Genomic DNA, 15,812 nt, shown 5'->3' with positions numbered 1-15,812 from the left:
AAGCGGGCAGAAGCCCGCAGGAAGTTATTTTTCAGCCATTTTCATTAAAAGGTCTCTTATTTCTGAAAGCAGAATTTCTTCTTTTGAGGGTGCAGGTGGAGTTGATGGTTTCTCCTCCTCTTTCTTTTTAAGTGAGTTTATAGCTTTTATAGCTAAAAATATTGCAAAAGCTATAATTGTAAAATCAACGACAGATTGTATAAATTTTCCGTATTTAATGGTGGCTTTTCCTACAGAAATTGACAGGCTGGTAAAGTTTACGCCTCCTATTAACAGTCCTATCACCGGCATAAGCACATCACCGACGAATGATGAAACAATTTTTCCAAAAGCCGCACCTATGATGATACCGACTGCCATATCAATTACATTCCCTCTCATGGCAAAATTTTTAAACTCTTTCAGCATTCCCATGTTCATCCTCCATTTGGTCTTATTTAATTTGCAGAGACAAACATCAAGTTGCTTAAATCTGATTGTGAATTTCAGAATTTATTTTAATATAACGGGGAAATTTTTGTCAAATTTTCGTTAATTTTTTAATTTTTCAAAATTAATTGAGAAATTTTAGAGCAAGTGAGGGGGGGGTCCCCCTCACTTGCTTATGTCTTCTGCAACCTTTTTGATTACTTCAGCAATGTAGTATCCTGAAAGAAGCTCAAGTCCCCATACGATGAGCGTTGGTATGGAGGCACCGTAAGTTAAAGCCTTTACTACTAAGGCTACCGGACCTGCAACGATTATGTTCATTCCAAGTATAACGGCGAATGTAAGGACGAGGAAAAAGCCGAGATAGTAAGCATATTTAAACGGTTCCAGTGAGTTGTACCATAGTATGAGCAGTGACGCTATGCTCATTTCCTTTATCTTTTCCGCTGGCTCTTTTACCTTTGCCATCAATGTTTCTCTATCAATTTTTTCTCCTTTTAAGAATGTTGAAGCTGCATTTGCCACACCTCCATATCCAAAGATGAGTCTGTTAGCAAACAGCCAGAATCCAATTAATCCTACTACGAATGCTGCTGTTTCGGGGCTGGACATTGCAACTGATATCAGGGCTGCTACTCCGAATGCTGCTGCAACTACAGTGATTCCGAAGATAATCATAAAAAGCCACCATACTAATTTTTCTTTTTTCATTTTTCACCTCCTTTTTTAGCACTTTGAGCGGTAGCTTTACCGGATACTCCCATTTTAAATGGATGAATTACTGTATAGAGGTCATTTGAAAGCGGGGTTACATAAGTGAATGTTGCCAGAACGCCGTCGCCAATTTCGAGCTTTTCGGTTCCCGGTTTAAGTTTCAAAATTACCTTTGTAACGACTCCCGGGGGTAAGGTTACTTTTACCGGAATGTTGGATACTACATAGCCTTTCTCTTTAGATTTGCTTCCTGGCGTAAATACAAAGGATTCCTGAATGATGGTAAGTGGCATTCCGCCCGGGTTGAGCATTGAGTAGGTAAGCTGGTGCTTATCTCTGTTGTAGTTTACTCCTGTGACGATCGGTGATGCGGGAATAGACGCTACCACCTTTGCCACTGTTACACCGGTGAAGAACGTCCCTATGCTCCATCCAAGGAGCAGTCCGATGGTTGTTAGAAGTACCACTATCCATGCCGGCTTTTTCATTTTTCACCTCCCTGTCTGATTTGAGATAAATTAACATAACTCAATTTAAAAATCTAAAGTACTATTGTCAAGCTTAATCATTCGTTGTTGCAGTTGACTTAAAAAGATTTATGATATATCTTCAAACATAGAAGCATATTGAAAATCACAACCGGAGGTGAAGATGGTAATCAGAAAGGAGCACGCACTTGCCCTTCTGAGGCTGAAAGGAGTAGAAAAGGGAAAGTTCTGCACAGTTCAGGAAACTGAAAAAGAGCCATTTGTAGAACTTGAGATGGCAAATCTTGCGAGGATGGGTAAGCCGCTTGAGTACGTACTTACCTATTGGGGCGAAGCCCTTGTTGATGTTTTAAAAGAGATGGTTGATAAGGGGATTCTTCCTCATCCTGAAAAGTGGGATGAGGAGTTCAGGTGGGTAGGTTCTGAAATAATAGCTATGATAGATGCGGCTGTCAGAAATGGTGATATTCCCGGAAAGCTTGCAGAGGAGTATCTTGAGGAAAGAGGTTTCATAGAGGAGAGGAAGATAGAGAAAAAAGGCACTTTTAAGGTTGTAAACGATTATGGAAAGGCCGTTTACGATATCTTCCAGAATGCAAGTCCAAGGCTTATCGTCTCAAAGGAACTTCACGACTATATCAGGTCAATTCCTTCTGGTCCTGCGGAAAGTTCTGTGCTAAAGGGTGAAAGCAGGCTTCCTCTCATTCTTGAGTCAATGAGGCTTATTGCCTTTTCCGTTCCGGCTTCGGATATATATACGTTTACAGCTCTTGGGTGTAAGGTGAAAGAGGCGTGTGAGCTGATTCCACCGGCTCTTGATGTTGTTATTTCTGAAGATATAATGGATACGCTTGCTAAGTGTTTTGATGCGGGCATTGAAGAGCTTAACGGGGAAGAAAAGGAGGTTCTCTGGCAGCTTGCCCTCGTTGACGATAAAGGTGAACTACTTCCCGCAGGAGAAGCGCTCCTTGAAGTTTATAGGGTCTGGAAGGATAAAGAATCTCTTCCGGTTAAAACGATAAACGTTGAAGACATTGATGCTGAACTTCTTAAAGCTATAGAAGAGGTCTGGAAAAGGCACAAGGATAATCCTGAAGTTGTTCCAACGGTTGATGAACTTGTTCACTACCTGTTCTACAAGCCGCTTAAAGATTACAAACATGTCATGGAACATTATGGAAGGAGACTCTATCAGGATATCGGTTATCAGAAAAAAGAGGAAATTAAGAAAAAGTTTTCCGAAGTTAAAACGGTTGAAGAGCTTTTCAAGAGTTTCTACGAGAAAGGTAACAGGTGGTATGTTAAGCTTTATGACATTGTACAGGAAAGCCTCTATACACTGGAATCCTTTAACCTTATAGAATCAAAGGATTACAATGGTAAAAAAGTTCACTATTTGACCGGCTGGGGTAAAAAGATCCTTGAAGATATGGAGACAAGGGGATTCAGAAAGATTTCTTCGACTGCCGTTAAAGCGATAACAATCAAGAATAGAGTATTTGGTGCTCCAAACGTTGAGTGGTACGAGGAGGCTGTTGCCGCTCAGCTTGTTGGTGGCGGTGAGCCGACGGTTGCTGGAAAGCTTTATGAAGAAGCTGCTTATGCTATAAGGAGGCTTCCTCACATAACAAGGTTTGAACTTCAGGTGCTTCACAAAATTCCAGAAACTGGATTCTTTGTAGATGACCTTTACGAATATTTTTATGAGACATGGCACGAAGAAATAGAGTATGCCGTTAACAAGCTTGAGGCGAGAGGGTATATTGATATTCTGCCGAACAGAGCAATTGTCCTGACGGAGGTGGGAAGACTTATAAAGAGAGCCCTTGCTGGAACGCCTGAAGGTTTTGCCAATCCTATTACGCCTCTTGGTGTTAGAGTTCTTGATGCACTTAGAAAAGTTGGAACGCTTTACGTTAAAGAACAAAAGATAAGGGTTCTTCCTAAGAATCTAAAAGAAGCCATAAAACTTTCAGGCCTTGATGAGAGAACATTTGGAGAGGAGCTTTTAATCCTTAAGAAGGCGAATCTTGTCGGTAAAAACAGCATTAACGAAGCTGGACTTTTGATTCTTGAGGCCTTTGACAGGCTGAACTAAACCTAATTAGGGGAGGGTATCATGGGAAGAATTTATGGAAAAGTGGATTCGCCGGAAGACATCAGACGTATCAACTGTATAATCAGAGACGAGATGCTTGAGGTGCAGGCAGTTGAGCAGTTGACAGACCTTAAAAAAAGGTCTGATTATCTGTGCACGTTAACCTACTCACCGTTCTGGCTTAAAAAGTTTGGGCCCATGATTGAAAAGCTAAGAGAAGTTGCCCTTGAAGAAAACAGGGCAACAGTAAGGCTTGCAAACTACATTTCAGCTTACAACGGATGGGAAAAGACTTATGATCCCTGGGGGAGTGATAACAGAAGTATAGAAGAGCGTCTTAAAGAACTGCCTGAAGAGATTATGAGAGAGATAAAAGAAGCTGTCACCGACCTGAAACTTTCTCCAGAAATTCTTGAGGAACTTCGCAGGGATTTCTGTGCTATAAGAAAGGCGATGGTGCTTGCTGAGTCTTCAGAGCTTCTGACGAAGTTAAAACGTCAGGCAGACCTGATTGTTGCGATTACTCACTTGAAGGATTTCAGGGAAAGATTTGGGGATATTCTTGACAGGATTGATGACATTGTGAATGTTGAGGAAGAAAGGACTGTTAAACTTGCCAATGTAATTTCAGAGGTTAACGGCTGGAGGATAACTTACGAAGTATGGGATGAAAGTGATGTGAGAGAAGATGAAACGCTAGAGCAGTATGTGGAGAGACTTCTGGAAGAAGAGAAGAAAGCTCAGGAGTATATTCCTACTGAAGCAAGATATAAAGAAGGTAAGGTTTTATGGCTTGTGTATCACCATCCTGTAAGGAACAGAGAGTATGCTAAAAGAATATACATTCCAGGAACGGCAAGAAACATTAAAATGGAAGGGCCGGGAAAATTTAAAAACAGGTTTGGACGCGAAGTTTACGGTGTGAGAATAACTTATGAAGCGAATATCAGGCCTACAGTTATTCACATAGGCGACAGAGTTATTCACCTTCCTGAAAGATGGGTTAAGAGGGAGAAGATTGTTCCTATTCCTGAAGGTGCCTACGATATTCGCCTTGTGGAAGAAAGGCCGGAAGTTGCTTATCCAGTTGCTTAAAATCTCTAAATTGCCGTGTGAAGCCCCGACTTAGGTCGGGGCTTTTTACTTTTAAAGGATTATATTCTAATAGTGAAATTTCCCTCTGAGAGGTGTAAAAGTGGATTTTCTAAAGGAGGCACAGGAGATAAAGGATTTCGTGGTTGGTTTAAGACGCAGGATTCATCAATATCCCGAACTTTCCGGGAGAGAGTTCAGAACTTCAGAGCTTGTGGCAGATACTCTCAGAAGCCTTGGGGTTGATGAAGTTATTGAAAACTTTGGTGATACAACGGCTGTTGTTGGCCTTATAAAGGGAAACGGTGATAAGACTGTTGCTTTAAGGGCTGATATGGATGCACTTCCAATAGAAGAGGAGACGGGGAAGCCTTACGCCTCTAAGATTAAAGGTGTTATGCACGCCTGTGGTCACGACGCCCATACGGCGATGCTTCTTGGAGCGGCAAAGTTGCTTGTAAAACACAGGGATAAACTTAAAGGAAATGTAAAGCTTATTTTTCAGCCTTGTGAGGAGAGGCAGGACTGCCGCGGCGCAAAAAAACTCGTTGCTGCCGGGGTCCTTAAAAACCCTGATGTCGGTGCTATTTTCGGTCTTCACGTTTTCCCGGAACTTGAGACAGGTAAGGTGGCAACCTGCCCGGGTGCTGTTCTTGCTTCTTCAGATGTATTCAGTATAAAGATTCACGGCAAAGGGACGCACGCTTCAAAGCCCCACATGGGTATAGATACTGTTTTGATAGCTTCTCAGGTTGTTAATACTCTCCACCACATTGTTAGCAGACGGGTTGATCCACTTGACCCTGCTGTCCTTACCATAGGAACGATAAGAGGTGGTGAGGCCGAAAACGTTATCCCGGATACTGTTGAGATGACAGGAACGATAAGAACTTTAAACGAGGATGTTAGAAAGAAGATTCCTCTCTGGATAGAGGAAGCTTTAAGGGGTATAACCGCTGCTTACGGTGGTTCCTATGAGTTTGAGTATGCTGAAGGGACGCCACCCCTCATAAATGATAAGAAAGTTACAGAATTTGCAATGAACAGTTTGAAAGAGTTTCTTGGTGAGGAGAACGTTCTCTACCTTGAAAAACCTTCAATGGGTGGGGAGGATTTTGCGGAGTATTTGAAAATTGTTCCGGGTACCTACTTCAGACTTGGAACGGGAAACAAAAAAAAGGAAACAACCTTTCCGCTTCACAATCCGAAGTTTGACATTGATGAAGATGCTCTTCCCGTTGGGACCGCTGTTTTATCTTTTCTTGCTTTTAAGTGGCTTTCTTCTATGGTTAAATAACTTTCTTCAACTTGTCGTTTTTGTCCAAAGGGTGTTGGAGGGGCAGAACTTGAAGGCACGCTGTGTCCGTTTCCCAAACTCATTGAAAGGTTTTTAGAGAGGGCGTGCTGCAGCAAGGTTGTTGTTGTTCCTGAGGGAATAGATAGGAAAATTCTTGTTAAAAAGGAAGGTTTTTGCATCATACACTACCGTTATATAAAGTGATTTGTTTCAAAGTTCAGCAGTAATTTTTTTATGGATATTCCAGCGGAAAAGCCGCCAATATTTCTGGATGATATAACCCTGTGGCAGGGAATGATAATTGGAAAGGGATTTCTTTTAAGTGCCTGTCCGACAGCCCTTGGCGATGTTTTAAGTGTCTTTGCGATTTGACCGTACGTTGCGGTTTTACCCGGTGGAATGGCTGTGACGGTTGAGAAAACTTTTAACTGAAAAGGCGTAAGTAACTCTTTTTTAAATGGGACAATGACTTTCCCGTATTTCTCGTAGGCTTGAAATCTTTTAACAATTAAAGGATGCCCCTCTGTTTCTACCAGCTTTTCTGCTGTTAAGTTCACTTTTGTTACGGTGTTGTCTATGTGTTCTACTATTACGGTGACTCCAAATGAGAACTGAACAATGGTTATCATTAGATCATTCCAGCTATCCTTAAAGCAACTTCAAGGTCTCTCTGGAAGTCTGTTTCGCCTCGCCTGTTTCTTAGAAGGTACGCAGGATGGAATGTCGGTATAACTATGTAATCTTTTACCTTGAATTCCTGTCCCCTAATCTTTGATATAGGGGTTTTTTCAGGCAGGTTTAGAACCGTTCTTGCGGCGAACGCTCCGAGACAGAGGATAACCTTTGGTTTTATTATTTCTATCTGTTTATTGAGGTAAGGGTAGCAGGTTTTTATTTCGTCAGGTTGGGGATTTCTGTTTTTTGGCGGTCTGCATTTTACGATGTTGGTTATGTAAACCCTTTCTCTTTCTATGCCGAACAGATTTAAAAATCTTGTCAGCAGTTGTCCTGCCCTTCCTACAAAGGGCCTTCCCTGAAGATCTTCTTGTTCGCCAGGAGCTTCACCTATGAACATTAGATTTGTTTTTGGATTACCTTCGCCAAATACAACGTTGTGGCGTGTTTCGGCAAGTCTGCACTTTTTGCATTTAAGGACTTCGTCTTTTAATTTTTCAAGAGCTGAGATATCATTTTCTTTATCTTTCGCAATTTCTTTCTCTTTCATAAAAGCTCCTTCTATTTTTATCTCTTCGTATCCAATTTCATTTAAAAATTTTATGAACTGTTGAACCTTATCCAAAGACTTCCTCCCTCAGCTTTCCGTCACATATCCAGGTCGTTCCTCCTTCAAGGAACACTTCTTTTAACTCTTCGTCAAAGTAGATGGTGAGCGGTTTGCCGGAACGGGTGATTACAGTAATGGGAGGCTTGCGGGAAAAGAGTTTCGAAAAGGTAATTGCCGCAGCGACGGAACCGGTGCCACAGGCGAGGGTTTCCCCTTCTACACCCCGCTCGTAGGTTCTGACAAACAATTTTCCGTCTTTAAACTGGACAAAGTTGGCATTAGTTCCTTCCGGTTCAAACGTTTTGTGGAATCTTATTTTTCTTCCAAAACTTTCTACGTTAACGTTTTCTATATTTTCAACAAACACAACGAAATGGGGCACGCCGGTGTTTAGAAAAGCACCTTTTACCTTTCCACCGTCTATCTCTATTTCACGGGTAAAGTTTATGCTGTGGGGCCGGGTCATCTGTACTTTTACGGTTTTACCGGTTACTTCAGCTTTTATTATTCCTGCCCCGGTTTCAAAACTCATCTTCTGAGGTGCTATTCCTTTTTCAAAAGCGAACCTTGCGGTACACCTTGCCCCATTCCCGCACATGGAAGCTCTTGAGCCGTCGGCATTAAAGAAATCCCATTTGAAGTTTGCCCGGAATGAATTTTCTATCAGAATTAGCCCATCAGCACCAATTCCTCTTTTTCTGTTACAGATTGTCTGAACGAAAGTTTCTACTTCTATTTCTTTCTTTTTAAGAAATGTTTTTATAGAGCCATTTCTGTCGTCTATTATTATAAAATCGTTTCCCGTTCCTTCTAACTTTGAAAATTCAATCACTTACGCTGTCTCCGCGTTTTGCTTCTCTCTTATATTTTCAACTAACTTTTTAAATCCAAAATATGAAAGTATGGAAAAGATTAATCCTAAAGAGGCACCGCCTACAAATGTTGGTGCTAAAAGTGCAAGGCCTGCTGAAAAGATTCTTGAAAGCGAAAATGTTGACAGTGAAACTCTCATTACCTGATATCCGAGAAGTCTCAAGATTCTACATCCAACGTAGTAGTCTATTACAAGAACGGGAACCGTGGTCCACGGATTTGTAACGTGAGTTCCTATGGCAGCGGCAATTTTGCTTGCCTTTGCAAATGCAGCTATTGTTATTGCTATGAGAACCTGGAATCCGTTTACGGGAAGGAAACCTATGAAAACACCAAGAGCCAGTCCCCTCGCAGTTTCTTCCGGTCTATCTTTTAATTCAAGTAGTTTTTTAATGTAGAATCTGAAGGAGAAAAGCTCTTTAAGCTTCATTCCCTTTCCTCATAGCAGCTGGTATTTACGACAACACATTCTACAAAAAAATGTATGCTTTTACAAATTTTTGTACAGCTTTGTTTTTAATTAGGGTAAAATAGTAATTTAGAAGAGATGTGGAGGTTTTCAGTGAAAAAGAGAGGTTTTACCCTTATAGAACTCCTTGTTGTCGTTGTTATTCTTTCTCTTCTTGCGGCGATTGTTGTTCCGAAGCTAACCGGAAGGGTTGATGAGACAAAGGTTAAAACGACAAAAGTTCAGCTTAAAGAAATCAAAAGAGCCCTTGAGATGTATAAGCTGGATAACGGTATGTATCCTACGACTTCTCAGGGATTGAAAGCCCTTGTTGAGAAGCCAGAAATACCGCCCGTTCCTGCCCACTGGCGTCAGTACCTTGACAGTGTTCCAAAGGACGGTTGGGGGAATGATTTTGTTTATGTCTGTCCCGGTGATAGGCATCCTTTTGAGTTAAAATCAAAGGGACCCGATGGAGAGTTGAATACTCAGGATGACATTTCCGTGTGGGAGTAATGAGAAAAGGATTTACACTTCTTGAAGTCCTTGTTGGTGTTACCATTTTTGCCGTAGCTGCTTCCGCTCTGATCTTTGTCTCTTCAAAAAATGTTGAAAGGTTGGGAAATGCGGAGGATGTGGTTAAGGGTCTTTATATAGTTAAGTCCCGTATTTACGGTTTATCTGGTAAGGGCAGGGGTGACGGATTTTCTGTGGAAGAAAAAGAGAAAGACCTTAATTATGGTGTGGTAGAGAGAATTTTTAAGGTTAAAAAAGGAGAGAAAAACCTTTTCACATTTTACTACTATGAAAAACGGTAAAAGCGCTTTTACGCTCCTTGAAATTCTTATAGTTGTTTCTCTTATGGCCGTTCTTTTTGCGGCTGTTGAGTTTTTTTACAGTGGAATTGTTTTTTCTTCGGGGAATATTGAGAGAAGGGCTGTTCAGTTAGAAGATACCCTTTCCCTCTATTCTCAACTTTCAAAGCAGTTGTTTTCTTTTTTTAAGCCTGAAAATGAAAATTTTTTGTTGACGCAAGATAGACTCTCTTTCTATACGCTCTATCCGGTTTTTTATACAGGTGGCGTTAGGGCAGTTTACCTTTTTGAAAAGGCGGACGACGGCAGGGTTAAAGTTATCTATCAGGAGTTTCCATATCCTGATGGGAAACTGGAGTCTAACGGTACAAAAGAAATTGTTTTGGGAGAGTTTTCGGGTTTTGATTTTAAAGTTTTAGATGGTAATCACTGGACGGAAAATTTCAAGGGGAATTTTACCGGTGTTGCAAAGCTTTCTGTCGACGGTAGGGAATTTCTTATAACTGGAAAGGTGGAATGATACTCCTTGTTATTTTAATGATTATAGGTACTGTGACGGCGGTTGTGACTGAGACGGCAAATGAAACCTTCTTCGCTTCTCAGTATGTAACGAAGGTTCTTCAGCAGGAACAGGTTATGGCTCTTGCTGATGCAATGTCTGCCGGTATTAGGGAGCTGCTTTCGCAGGATGATGGAAATGTTGATTACTATGGAGAATACTGGAGTTATCCGATACCCATTTCCCTGGACGGCATTGATCTGACTGTTGAGGTGGAGGATGAGGAGCGTTACCTTAATCCCAATATGCTTGTTGAAAATGGAAAGGTGAATGAAAAGGCAGAGGCTGTTTTCGATAGACTTTTTGATGTTACGGGACTTGGCGGAGAAACGTTAACAAAGAGTATAGAGGACTGGATGCTTCCAGATAGTTTGAACTTTAAACACGAGAAATTCAGTACCACTGAGGAGCTTGAACTTGTAGATGGTGTAACTGCCGAAATTTTTAACGGGACAATTGAAGGAGGTCAGTTTCGTCCAGGACTCCGCTCACTTTTGTCTGTATGGACAGACGGGAAGGTTAACATAAACACGGCGTCAAAGTGGATTTTAATGTCTTTAGACAAAAGTATAGATGAAAATCTTGCTGACAACATCATTGAATACAGAAAAAAGCACCCCTTTAAAAAGGTTGACGATCTTATAAATGTGGAAGGCATGACATCTGATATTATTTATAGAATAAAACCTTTTGTTGATGTAAAGAGCAGTTACTTTTTGGCAAAGGCCAGCGTTAAAACAGGTGGGAGTACTTATTACCTCTATATACTTTTTAAACGGGATGGCGCTTCTTTAAAAGAGGTCTGGAGAAAGATAAGGTGATAGTTAGAGTTGAATATCCTGACGGTTACGGAAAGAACTTTGATGTGAATGTTCTGAAGGCTGATGTAAGGCTTTCAGACAGGCAGAATTATGATAGACTGTTTGTTCTTCTTCCCGCTGAAAAGACGACCTTTAGAATCAGGCACTTTCCGTTTAACGATAAGAGGAAGATTCTTAAAATCGTTGAGAATGACATTAAGTCAAATCCTCTGCTTGCCCGGAAAGATTTGGTTTATCGTTCTCTCTTTTTTTCAAACGGTGAAGGAACAACTGTCTTTACCGTCATTGCAGAGAGAAAGGATGTGGAAGAGGTAGAAAAAAGGGAAGCCGATTCTCTTGATAGCGAGGTTGTCTCTCTTTTAAGGATCGTTCTATTGAATGAAAAGAGAGATGGTGAGTTTTACTACCCAAAGGAAGACAGCACTATCGTTATTTCCATTAAAGGCGGTGTGCCTGTTTCGGTTAGGGTTTTTGAAGGAAGCAAGGAAGAGGGAGAACTTATTACTTTGGAGGGTGTTGATTTAAAAACGCTTCCTCTATTTGGTTCAGCCCTTCAGGTTATAAAGAACATGGAATTAAACTTTTTAAAGGAAGAGTCTTCAGATATAGATGTTTCTCTTGTCAGGTCGGCGGTTTTTCTACTTCTTTCCATCTTAATTTTAAGTGGCACTCTGTTTGCAGGTGGATTCTTTTTTAAAAGGAAAATCAGGGATATAAGAAGAGCGGAAGCTGTGCTTTTTGAAAAGCGATTTCCAGGCATTCCTGCTGTTGATCCGCTTACGCAGTTAAGGGGAATGCTTGCGTCTAAAAACTTTGTAGAGGTGGATGCAGCCGATATTATGAACGATATAGGAAAGATGAGGAAAGATGCAATTTCTATCTTGAAATTTAACGCTGGAGACGGACGGTTTTCTATTGAAGGAGAAGCGCCTGATATCTCTTCCGTTACGACATTTGCAGATAGACTTAAGAAGTTTAACGCTGAGATTACCGAAACTGTTACACTTAAAAATAAGGTAAGGTTCAGGTTAGAGGGACGCTACTGATGGAAAAAGTTAAACTCTTTTTCTCGTCTCTTTCTGATAAGGAGAGATGGTGGCTGATTTTGGGTATCTATGCTGTGGTTATTTTGGGCGGTGGTTTTATTCTGCTTCCCTCTGCCTTTAACAGTTACTTTAGGGAAAAAAAAGAGCTAAAAAACGTTGTTTCAGAGTTTTATTCATTTAAAAAGCTTCTATCAGAGGCTGTGCCGGAAAAGAGCGGAAAACCCGTTTCCCTTAAAGACGTTTCCAGCGTTCTTACAGTTTCAGGGATAAAGCCTTTTGTGGTTTCTATTAAACCTTCTGGAAACAACTTTGAGATAAAGATAGACGGTGCGCCGATGGAGGTTTTCTCTTCGGCTTTAAAAATCTTTAAAAACAGGGGATTTTCTGTTTTATACATGAACGTGGACACTGTTACCGGAAAGGTTAAAGCACTTTTGACAGTTTCTGGAGAGAGGCAATGAAAAGAGGACTGCTGGCGATTCTGTGTCTGTTTTCTGTGATTTTTTCTTTCCTCTACTTTCTGCCGGCAGATGTATTTTTGAGTAATCTTTTGGCCTCTTCCGGTGCAGAATTTTCTTCTATTGATGGGAACGGTTGGTACATTAAGATACCTGAGTTAACGTTTAAAGGTGTGTCGGTAAGTGATATTGAGTGCATAAACAGGGTAATTTCTATCAATATCGTTTCAGGTAACAGTAGTATAAAGGTCTATCCCGTTAGCAAAAGGGCGGTCTTTTCTATTAAAGGGTTACCGTTTTCTGTAAACGCTGGTGATTTTAAAGGAGAAGGGACTGTTTATGTTAATGGATTTGTCAGGGATAATCTTTCTGGAGATGTAAGCGGGAAGATTCATGTTGAAAATGCCCTTTACAAAGGTGTTAACGCTGGAAAGCTGAATGTACAGTTTTCCTACAAAGACGGGGAGTTTTCGGCAGATTTTACATCTTCTTTCGTAAAGGGGAGAGCTACGGGAAACGTTAGTAAAAAAGGTGGCGATTTTGTCATTTCCGGTATTGTGAATCTTTTTATTGAAGGAGAAGGACTTTCGAAAAGGTTTAAATATGTTGTGGCAGGGTTAAGTCTATGAGGAGAGAAGAGCTTTTAAAGAGATTTATTTACATTTTGCCCGATGCTGTAATTTCTATAGCCGTTTCTATTGTCTCTGTTGCGCTCGGCATTGTTCTTTCTCTGTTTGTTTTTTACAAAAATTTCACCATTAACCAGTCTTTGTCGCCTGCTGGACACAAAAAAGTTCCGGAAAACAGGATAGACTATTCAGGTATTGATAAATTCTTCCTCTCTCTGTCCGGAGCGCCTCTGGTATCTCCTGATAAAAATGGTTCATCTGTTGTTTCTTTTGCTTCTGGAAGGGTTCTGGGAACGATAATAACAGGGAAGAACAGATTCTTACTTGTTTCTGACGGCAGTAGTTTTAAAATTTTAAAAGAGGGAGACACGCTTAATGGCAGAAAGATAGTAAAAATTACGCAGCTGTACTATCAGCTTGATGACGGAACAAAGATTTACATACTTTCGCCAGGCGGTATTTCAGCCGTGCAAAAACCTCATCAGTCCTTTCCGGTGGCAGGGGGAGGGAAGGAACACGTTGTCCATCTTGATAGGACGATGGTTGAAAAGGAGACAGCAGATATAGGTAAGTTGCTGAAGGATGTCAACATCGTTCCTGTTTTAAGGCACGGAGAGACCATTGGATATCGTTTTTTGAGAATAAGACCGGGAACAATTCTGACAAAGATAGGTTTTAGGAACGGTGATATAGTAACCGCCGTTAATGATATGCCTGTTAGAACAGTGGAGGATGCGTTCAAGATTTACAACATGTTGAGAAACGAAGATACGGTTAAGGTTGAAATTGAAAGACGGGGAAGAAAGGAGGTTATCATATATGAAATCAGGTAGGTTATTTTTAGCGTTGCTTTTTTCTGTTACTCTGTTTAATATTTCTTCTTTTGCCGCACAGGAGGTAAATCCGCAAATTTCTGTTCTTCTTCAAAACATTGACGAGATAAAGAAGAGCCGTGAAATTACTCTTAACTTTAGGGATATTGACGTTAGGGACTTAACATACCTTGTCTCTCAGATTACCGGGAAGAATATTGTCGTTCCATCAAATTTGAGCGGAAAGGTTACTCTCATTTTTTCAAAACCTGTTTCTATCGGTGATTTCTGGAACATCTACACGGCTATTTTGAAAACGAGGGGTTTTACAATCGTTGATAGAGGGAAGTTTTATGAAATTATTCCTCTTACGAGAGCAAAAGATGAAACGCCGCCTCTTGAAAAGAAGCTCTCTTCTGGCAGTATGCTTGTCACCTACGTTTACCGGTTCAAAAACGGTGATGTTACAAATGTTGAGAGGATACTTGGCCGTTTCAGGGGAAGAAGGGGAAATCTTCTTTTCTACAGACCCACAAACATGGTGATAATAACCGATACGGCAGAGAACATCAGAAACTTTGAGGCTGTTTTAAAACTCATAGATTCTGCTGAGAAAGGTACGGAAGTTAAAGTCTATCCGCTTAACTATGCAAAGGCGTCAGAAGTTGCCACGGCACTTAAAACCATCTACGCTTCAATGGCAAAGAGAGGTGTTCCGTTTACCTCTTTTTCCGTCAACTCTGAAAACAGCCTTGTTGTGAATGCGAGAAAGGATTTGATTCCAGAGATAGACAGAATTATTAAGGAACTTGATAGGCCTGCTTCTGTAGGCAAAGAGAGAACCTTTCACGTTATCTATCTTAAAAATTCAAAGGCAGACGACCTTGCCGATACACTTGGTAAGCTTGTTAAAAGCATTGCTATTTATTCGGAATCTCCTAAAAAGAAGGGAAAAGTGGTGCCTCTTCCCTCTTCAAAGGATTTAATAAAGATTGTTCCCGATACCTCTTTAAACGCTTTGATAGTTTACGCTAACGATAAAGAGTACAAGGCGATAGAGAATCTTGTTTCACAGCTTGACAGAAAGAGAAAACAGGTACTTGTTTCTGTCTTTATCGCCGAAGTTTCTCAGAAGGCGATGAAAGAGATAGGCATAAAGTGGCAGATTTTTGGTAAGAACGGTGGAGCTGCTTTCAGGGGAGGGCTTTCCGATGCTGATTTTTATTCATCGGTTGGTTTGAGTAATTTTGCAGCGGGATTTTTAAGTTCAAGCGGTCAGACTGTAAACATCGGAGGGACAAATGTTTTCTTTCCAAATCTTCTTGCCCTGTTTTCTCTACTTGAATCCGGAACCGGATTTAATGTTATTTCAGCACCGAAGATATTTACGATTAACAATAAGGAAGCAACAATAGATGTATCTCAGGTAACGCCGTTTGCAGAGAGCGTTAAGTTTGATGTTAATGGTAACCCAATAATAAATTACTCTTACAAACCCGTAGGGCTTGTTTTAAAGATTACGCCTCATATATCCGTTGACAAATCCGTCGTTATGGAAACACACCTTGAAGTTAATGATGTTATCGGTTACGAAAAGCCGGACATAGGAGGTATTCAGTACGTTGTTCCAATAACTTCAAAGAGGGAACTTGACACAACGATAAAGGTACCTGACGGAAAAACCATCGTTCTTGGCGGTTTGATTTCAAAGAGAACGATAAAGACGATGGAAGGCGTTCCGCTGCTCTCTTCCATACCTGTTGTGGGAAATCTTTTTAAATACAACTCTGAAGATACGGAGAAAACGAATCTCTTTATCTTTATGACTCCTTATGTTGTTGAAACGCCGGATGAGATTGCAAAGATAACAGAGTGGCACAAAAAGATGAGCGAACTGTTCATTAAATACCAGAAGGAACATAAGGGAAATATAAAGGGAAACGATTGA

General features: G+C 40.7%; 19 protein-coding genes. 12 read left to right on the top strand and 7 right to left on the bottom strand.

Features of this window, described 5'->3' with window-relative positions:
- Window positions 1–24: 24 nt before the first annotated feature.
- The 3 genes from mscL to H153_RS0108175 form a co-directional block, all read right to left on the bottom strand.
- Entirely contained in the window at window positions 25–414 is a 390-nt protein-coding gene (gene mscL, locus H153_RS0108185; RefSeq protein ID WP_022847637.1) for a large-conductance mechanosensitive channel protein MscL, read from the bottom strand.
- A gap of 180 nt (window positions 415–594) precedes the next feature.
- A complete protein-coding gene (locus H153_RS0108180; RefSeq protein WP_022847636.1) occupies window positions 595–1,140 on the bottom strand; it encodes a hypothetical protein in 546 nt (181 codons plus the stop codon).
- Window positions 1,137–1,631: a hypothetical protein gene (locus tag H153_RS0108175; RefSeq protein ID WP_022847635.1), complete on the bottom strand. Its 495-nt coding sequence runs from the start codon at window positions 1,629–1,631 to the stop codon at window positions 1,137–1,139. Before H153_RS0108175 ends, H153_RS0108180 begins: the two co-directional genes overlap by 4 nt.
- Before the next feature lie 163 nt (window positions 1,632–1,794).
- On the opposite strand from H153_RS0108175, the gene H153_RS0108170 reads away from it, so the two are divergent.
- The 3 genes from H153_RS0108170 (at window position 1,795) to H153_RS0108160 (ending at window position 6,118) form a co-directional block, all read left to right on the top strand.
- The gene (locus tag H153_RS0108170) at window positions 1,795–3,729 is read left to right on the top strand and encodes a DUF505 domain-containing protein (protein ID WP_022847634.1); all 1,935 of its coding nucleotides are present in this window, start codon (window positions 1,795–1,797) and stop codon (window positions 3,727–3,729) included.
- Window positions 3,730–3,750: 21 nt separating this feature from the next.
- The gene (locus H153_RS0108165; RefSeq protein WP_022847633.1) at window positions 3,751–4,824 is read left to right on the top strand and encodes a hypothetical protein; all 1,074 of its coding nucleotides are present in this window, start codon (window positions 3,751–3,753) and stop codon (window positions 4,822–4,824) included.
- A 100-nt stretch (window positions 4,825–4,924) separates the two neighbouring features.
- The gene (locus H153_RS0108160) at window positions 4,925–6,118 is read left to right on the top strand and encodes an amidohydrolase (RefSeq protein ID WP_022847632.1); all 1,194 of its coding nucleotides are present in this window, start codon (window positions 4,925–4,927) and stop codon (window positions 6,116–6,118) included.
- A 191-nt stretch (window positions 6,119–6,309) separates the two neighbouring features.
- Here H153_RS0108160 and H153_RS0108155 read toward each other — a convergent pair whose 3' ends face one another.
- Genes H153_RS0108155 through H153_RS10010 form a run of 4 tightly spaced genes read right to left on the bottom strand, consistent with a single transcriptional unit; the run spans window position 6,310 to window position 8,706 of the window.
- Window positions 6,310–6,747, bottom strand: coding sequence for a methylated-DNA--[protein]-cysteine S-methyltransferase (locus H153_RS0108155; protein WP_022847631.1), 438 nt, complete (start codon window positions 6,745–6,747; stop codon window positions 6,310–6,312).
- Complete coding sequence (locus H153_RS09690) at window positions 6,747–7,418, bottom strand: uracil-DNA glycosylase (protein WP_022847630.1); 672 nt, start codon at window positions 7,416–7,418, stop codon at window positions 6,747–6,749. Before H153_RS09690 ends, H153_RS0108155 begins: the two co-directional genes overlap by 1 nt.
- Entirely contained in the window at window positions 7,411–8,235 is an 825-nt protein-coding gene (gene dapF / locus H153_RS0108145) for a diaminopimelate epimerase (RefSeq protein WP_022847629.1), read from the bottom strand. The genes H153_RS09690 and dapF overlap by 8 nt, the downstream gene beginning before the upstream one ends.
- The gene (locus H153_RS10010; protein WP_022847628.1) at window positions 8,236–8,706 is read right to left on the bottom strand and encodes a DUF2062 domain-containing protein; all 471 of its coding nucleotides are present in this window, start codon (window positions 8,704–8,706) and stop codon (window positions 8,236–8,238) included.
- A gap of 117 nt (window positions 8,707–8,823) precedes the next feature.
- Here H153_RS10010 and gspG point away from each other — a divergent pair, with 117 nt between their 5' ends.
- Genes gspG through gspD form a run of 9 tightly spaced genes read left to right on the top strand, consistent with a single transcriptional unit; the run spans window position 8,824 to window position 15,812 of the window.
- Window positions 8,824–9,240 (top strand): type II secretion system major pseudopilin GspG, encoded by a 417-nt coding sequence (gene gspG / locus H153_RS0108135; RefSeq protein ID WP_040371919.1) that lies wholly within the window; start codon window positions 8,824–8,826, stop codon window positions 9,238–9,240.
- On the top strand, window positions 9,240–9,542 hold the full coding sequence (locus H153_RS0108130) for a prepilin-type N-terminal cleavage/methylation domain-containing protein (protein WP_022847626.1): 303 nt from the start codon (window positions 9,240–9,242) through the stop codon (window positions 9,540–9,542). The genes gspG and H153_RS0108130 overlap by 1 nt, the downstream gene beginning before the upstream one ends.
- Window positions 9,529–10,059, top strand: coding sequence for a type II secretion system protein (locus H153_RS0108125; RefSeq protein ID WP_022847625.1), 531 nt, complete (start codon window positions 9,529–9,531; stop codon window positions 10,057–10,059). The genes H153_RS0108130 and H153_RS0108125 overlap by 14 nt, the downstream gene beginning before the upstream one ends.
- A complete protein-coding gene (locus H153_RS0108120; RefSeq protein ID WP_022847624.1) occupies window positions 10,056–10,919 on the top strand; it encodes a helix-hairpin-helix domain-containing protein in 864 nt (287 codons plus the stop codon). The genes H153_RS0108125 and H153_RS0108120 overlap by 4 nt, the downstream gene beginning before the upstream one ends.
- Complete coding sequence (locus H153_RS0108115; RefSeq protein WP_022847623.1) at window positions 10,916–11,965, top strand: hypothetical protein; 1,050 nt, start codon at window positions 10,916–10,918, stop codon at window positions 11,963–11,965. The genes H153_RS0108120 and H153_RS0108115 overlap by 4 nt, the downstream gene beginning before the upstream one ends.
- Window positions 11,965–12,426, top strand: a complete 462-nt coding sequence (locus H153_RS0108110) for a hypothetical protein (RefSeq protein WP_022847622.1) — start codon at window positions 11,965–11,967, stop codon at window positions 12,424–12,426. Before H153_RS0108115 ends, H153_RS0108110 begins: the two co-directional genes overlap by 1 nt.
- Complete coding sequence (locus H153_RS0108105) at window positions 12,423–13,052, top strand: hypothetical protein (protein ID WP_022847621.1); 630 nt, start codon at window positions 12,423–12,425, stop codon at window positions 13,050–13,052. Before H153_RS0108110 ends, H153_RS0108105 begins: the two co-directional genes overlap by 4 nt.
- Window positions 13,049–13,885 (top strand): PDZ domain-containing protein, encoded by an 837-nt coding sequence (locus H153_RS0108100; RefSeq protein WP_022847620.1) that lies wholly within the window; start codon window positions 13,049–13,051, stop codon window positions 13,883–13,885. The genes H153_RS0108105 and H153_RS0108100 overlap by 4 nt, the downstream gene beginning before the upstream one ends.
- Window positions 13,872–15,812, top strand: coding sequence for a type II secretion system secretin GspD (gene gspD / locus H153_RS0108095; protein WP_022847619.1), 1,941 nt, complete (start codon window positions 13,872–13,874; stop codon window positions 15,810–15,812). Before H153_RS0108100 ends, gspD begins: the two co-directional genes overlap by 14 nt.

Origin of the sequence: Desulfurobacterium sp. TC5-1, assembly GCF_000421485.1 — a bacterium.
In the GTDB taxonomy this organism is placed as follows: domain Bacteria; phylum Aquificota; class Aquificia; order Desulfurobacteriales; family Desulfurobacteriaceae; genus Desulfurobacterium_A.
The sequence above is the reverse complement of the archived record's forward strand: the minus strand, read 5'-3'. Positions and strand labels throughout refer to the sequence as shown.

Coding starts and splice junctions, on each gene's coding strand:
- H153_RS0108120 (WP_022847624.1), top strand. CDS start 10,056: ATGATACTCCTTGTTATTTTAATGATTATAGGTACTGTGACGGCGGTT.
- H153_RS0108130 (WP_022847626.1), top strand. CDS start 9,240: ATGAGAAAAGGATTTACACTTCTTGAAGTCCTTGTTGGTGTTACCATT.
- H153_RS0108165 (WP_022847633.1), top strand. CDS start 3,751: ATGGGAAGAATTTATGGAAAAGTGGATTCGCCGGAAGACATCAGACGT.
- H153_RS0108175 (WP_022847635.1), bottom strand. CDS start 1,631: ATGAAAAAGCCGGCATGGATAGTGGTACTTCTAACAACCATCGGACTG.
- H153_RS0108110 (WP_022847622.1), top strand. CDS start 11,965: ATGGAAAAAGTTAAACTCTTTTTCTCGTCTCTTTCTGATAAGGAGAGA.
- gspD (WP_022847619.1), top strand. CDS start 13,872: ATGAAATCAGGTAGGTTATTTTTAGCGTTGCTTTTTTCTGTTACTCTG.
- H153_RS0108170 (WP_022847634.1), top strand. CDS start 1,795: ATGGTAATCAGAAAGGAGCACGCACTTGCCCTTCTGAGGCTGAAAGGA.
- H153_RS0108100 (WP_022847620.1), top strand. CDS start 13,049: ATGAGGAGAGAAGAGCTTTTAAAGAGATTTATTTACATTTTGCCCGAT.
- H153_RS0108155 (WP_022847631.1), bottom strand. CDS start 6,747: ATGATAACCATTGTTCAGTTCTCATTTGGAGTCACCGTAATAGTAGAA.
- gspG (WP_040371919.1), top strand. CDS start 8,824: ATGTGGAGGTTTTCAGTGAAAAAGAGAGGTTTTACCCTTATAGAACTC.
- H153_RS0108105 (WP_022847621.1), top strand. CDS start 12,423: ATGAAAAGAGGACTGCTGGCGATTCTGTGTCTGTTTTCTGTGATTTTT.
- mscL (WP_022847637.1), bottom strand. CDS start 414: ATGGGAATGCTGAAAGAGTTTAAAAATTTTGCCATGAGAGGGAATGTA.
- H153_RS10010 (WP_022847628.1), bottom strand. CDS start 8,706: ATGAAGCTTAAAGAGCTTTTCTCCTTCAGATTCTACATTAAAAAACTA.
- H153_RS0108125 (WP_022847625.1), top strand. CDS start 9,529: ATGAAAAACGGTAAAAGCGCTTTTACGCTCCTTGAAATTCTTATAGTT.
- H153_RS0108180 (WP_022847636.1), bottom strand. CDS start 1,140: ATGAAAAAAGAAAAATTAGTATGGTGGCTTTTTATGATTATCTTCGGA.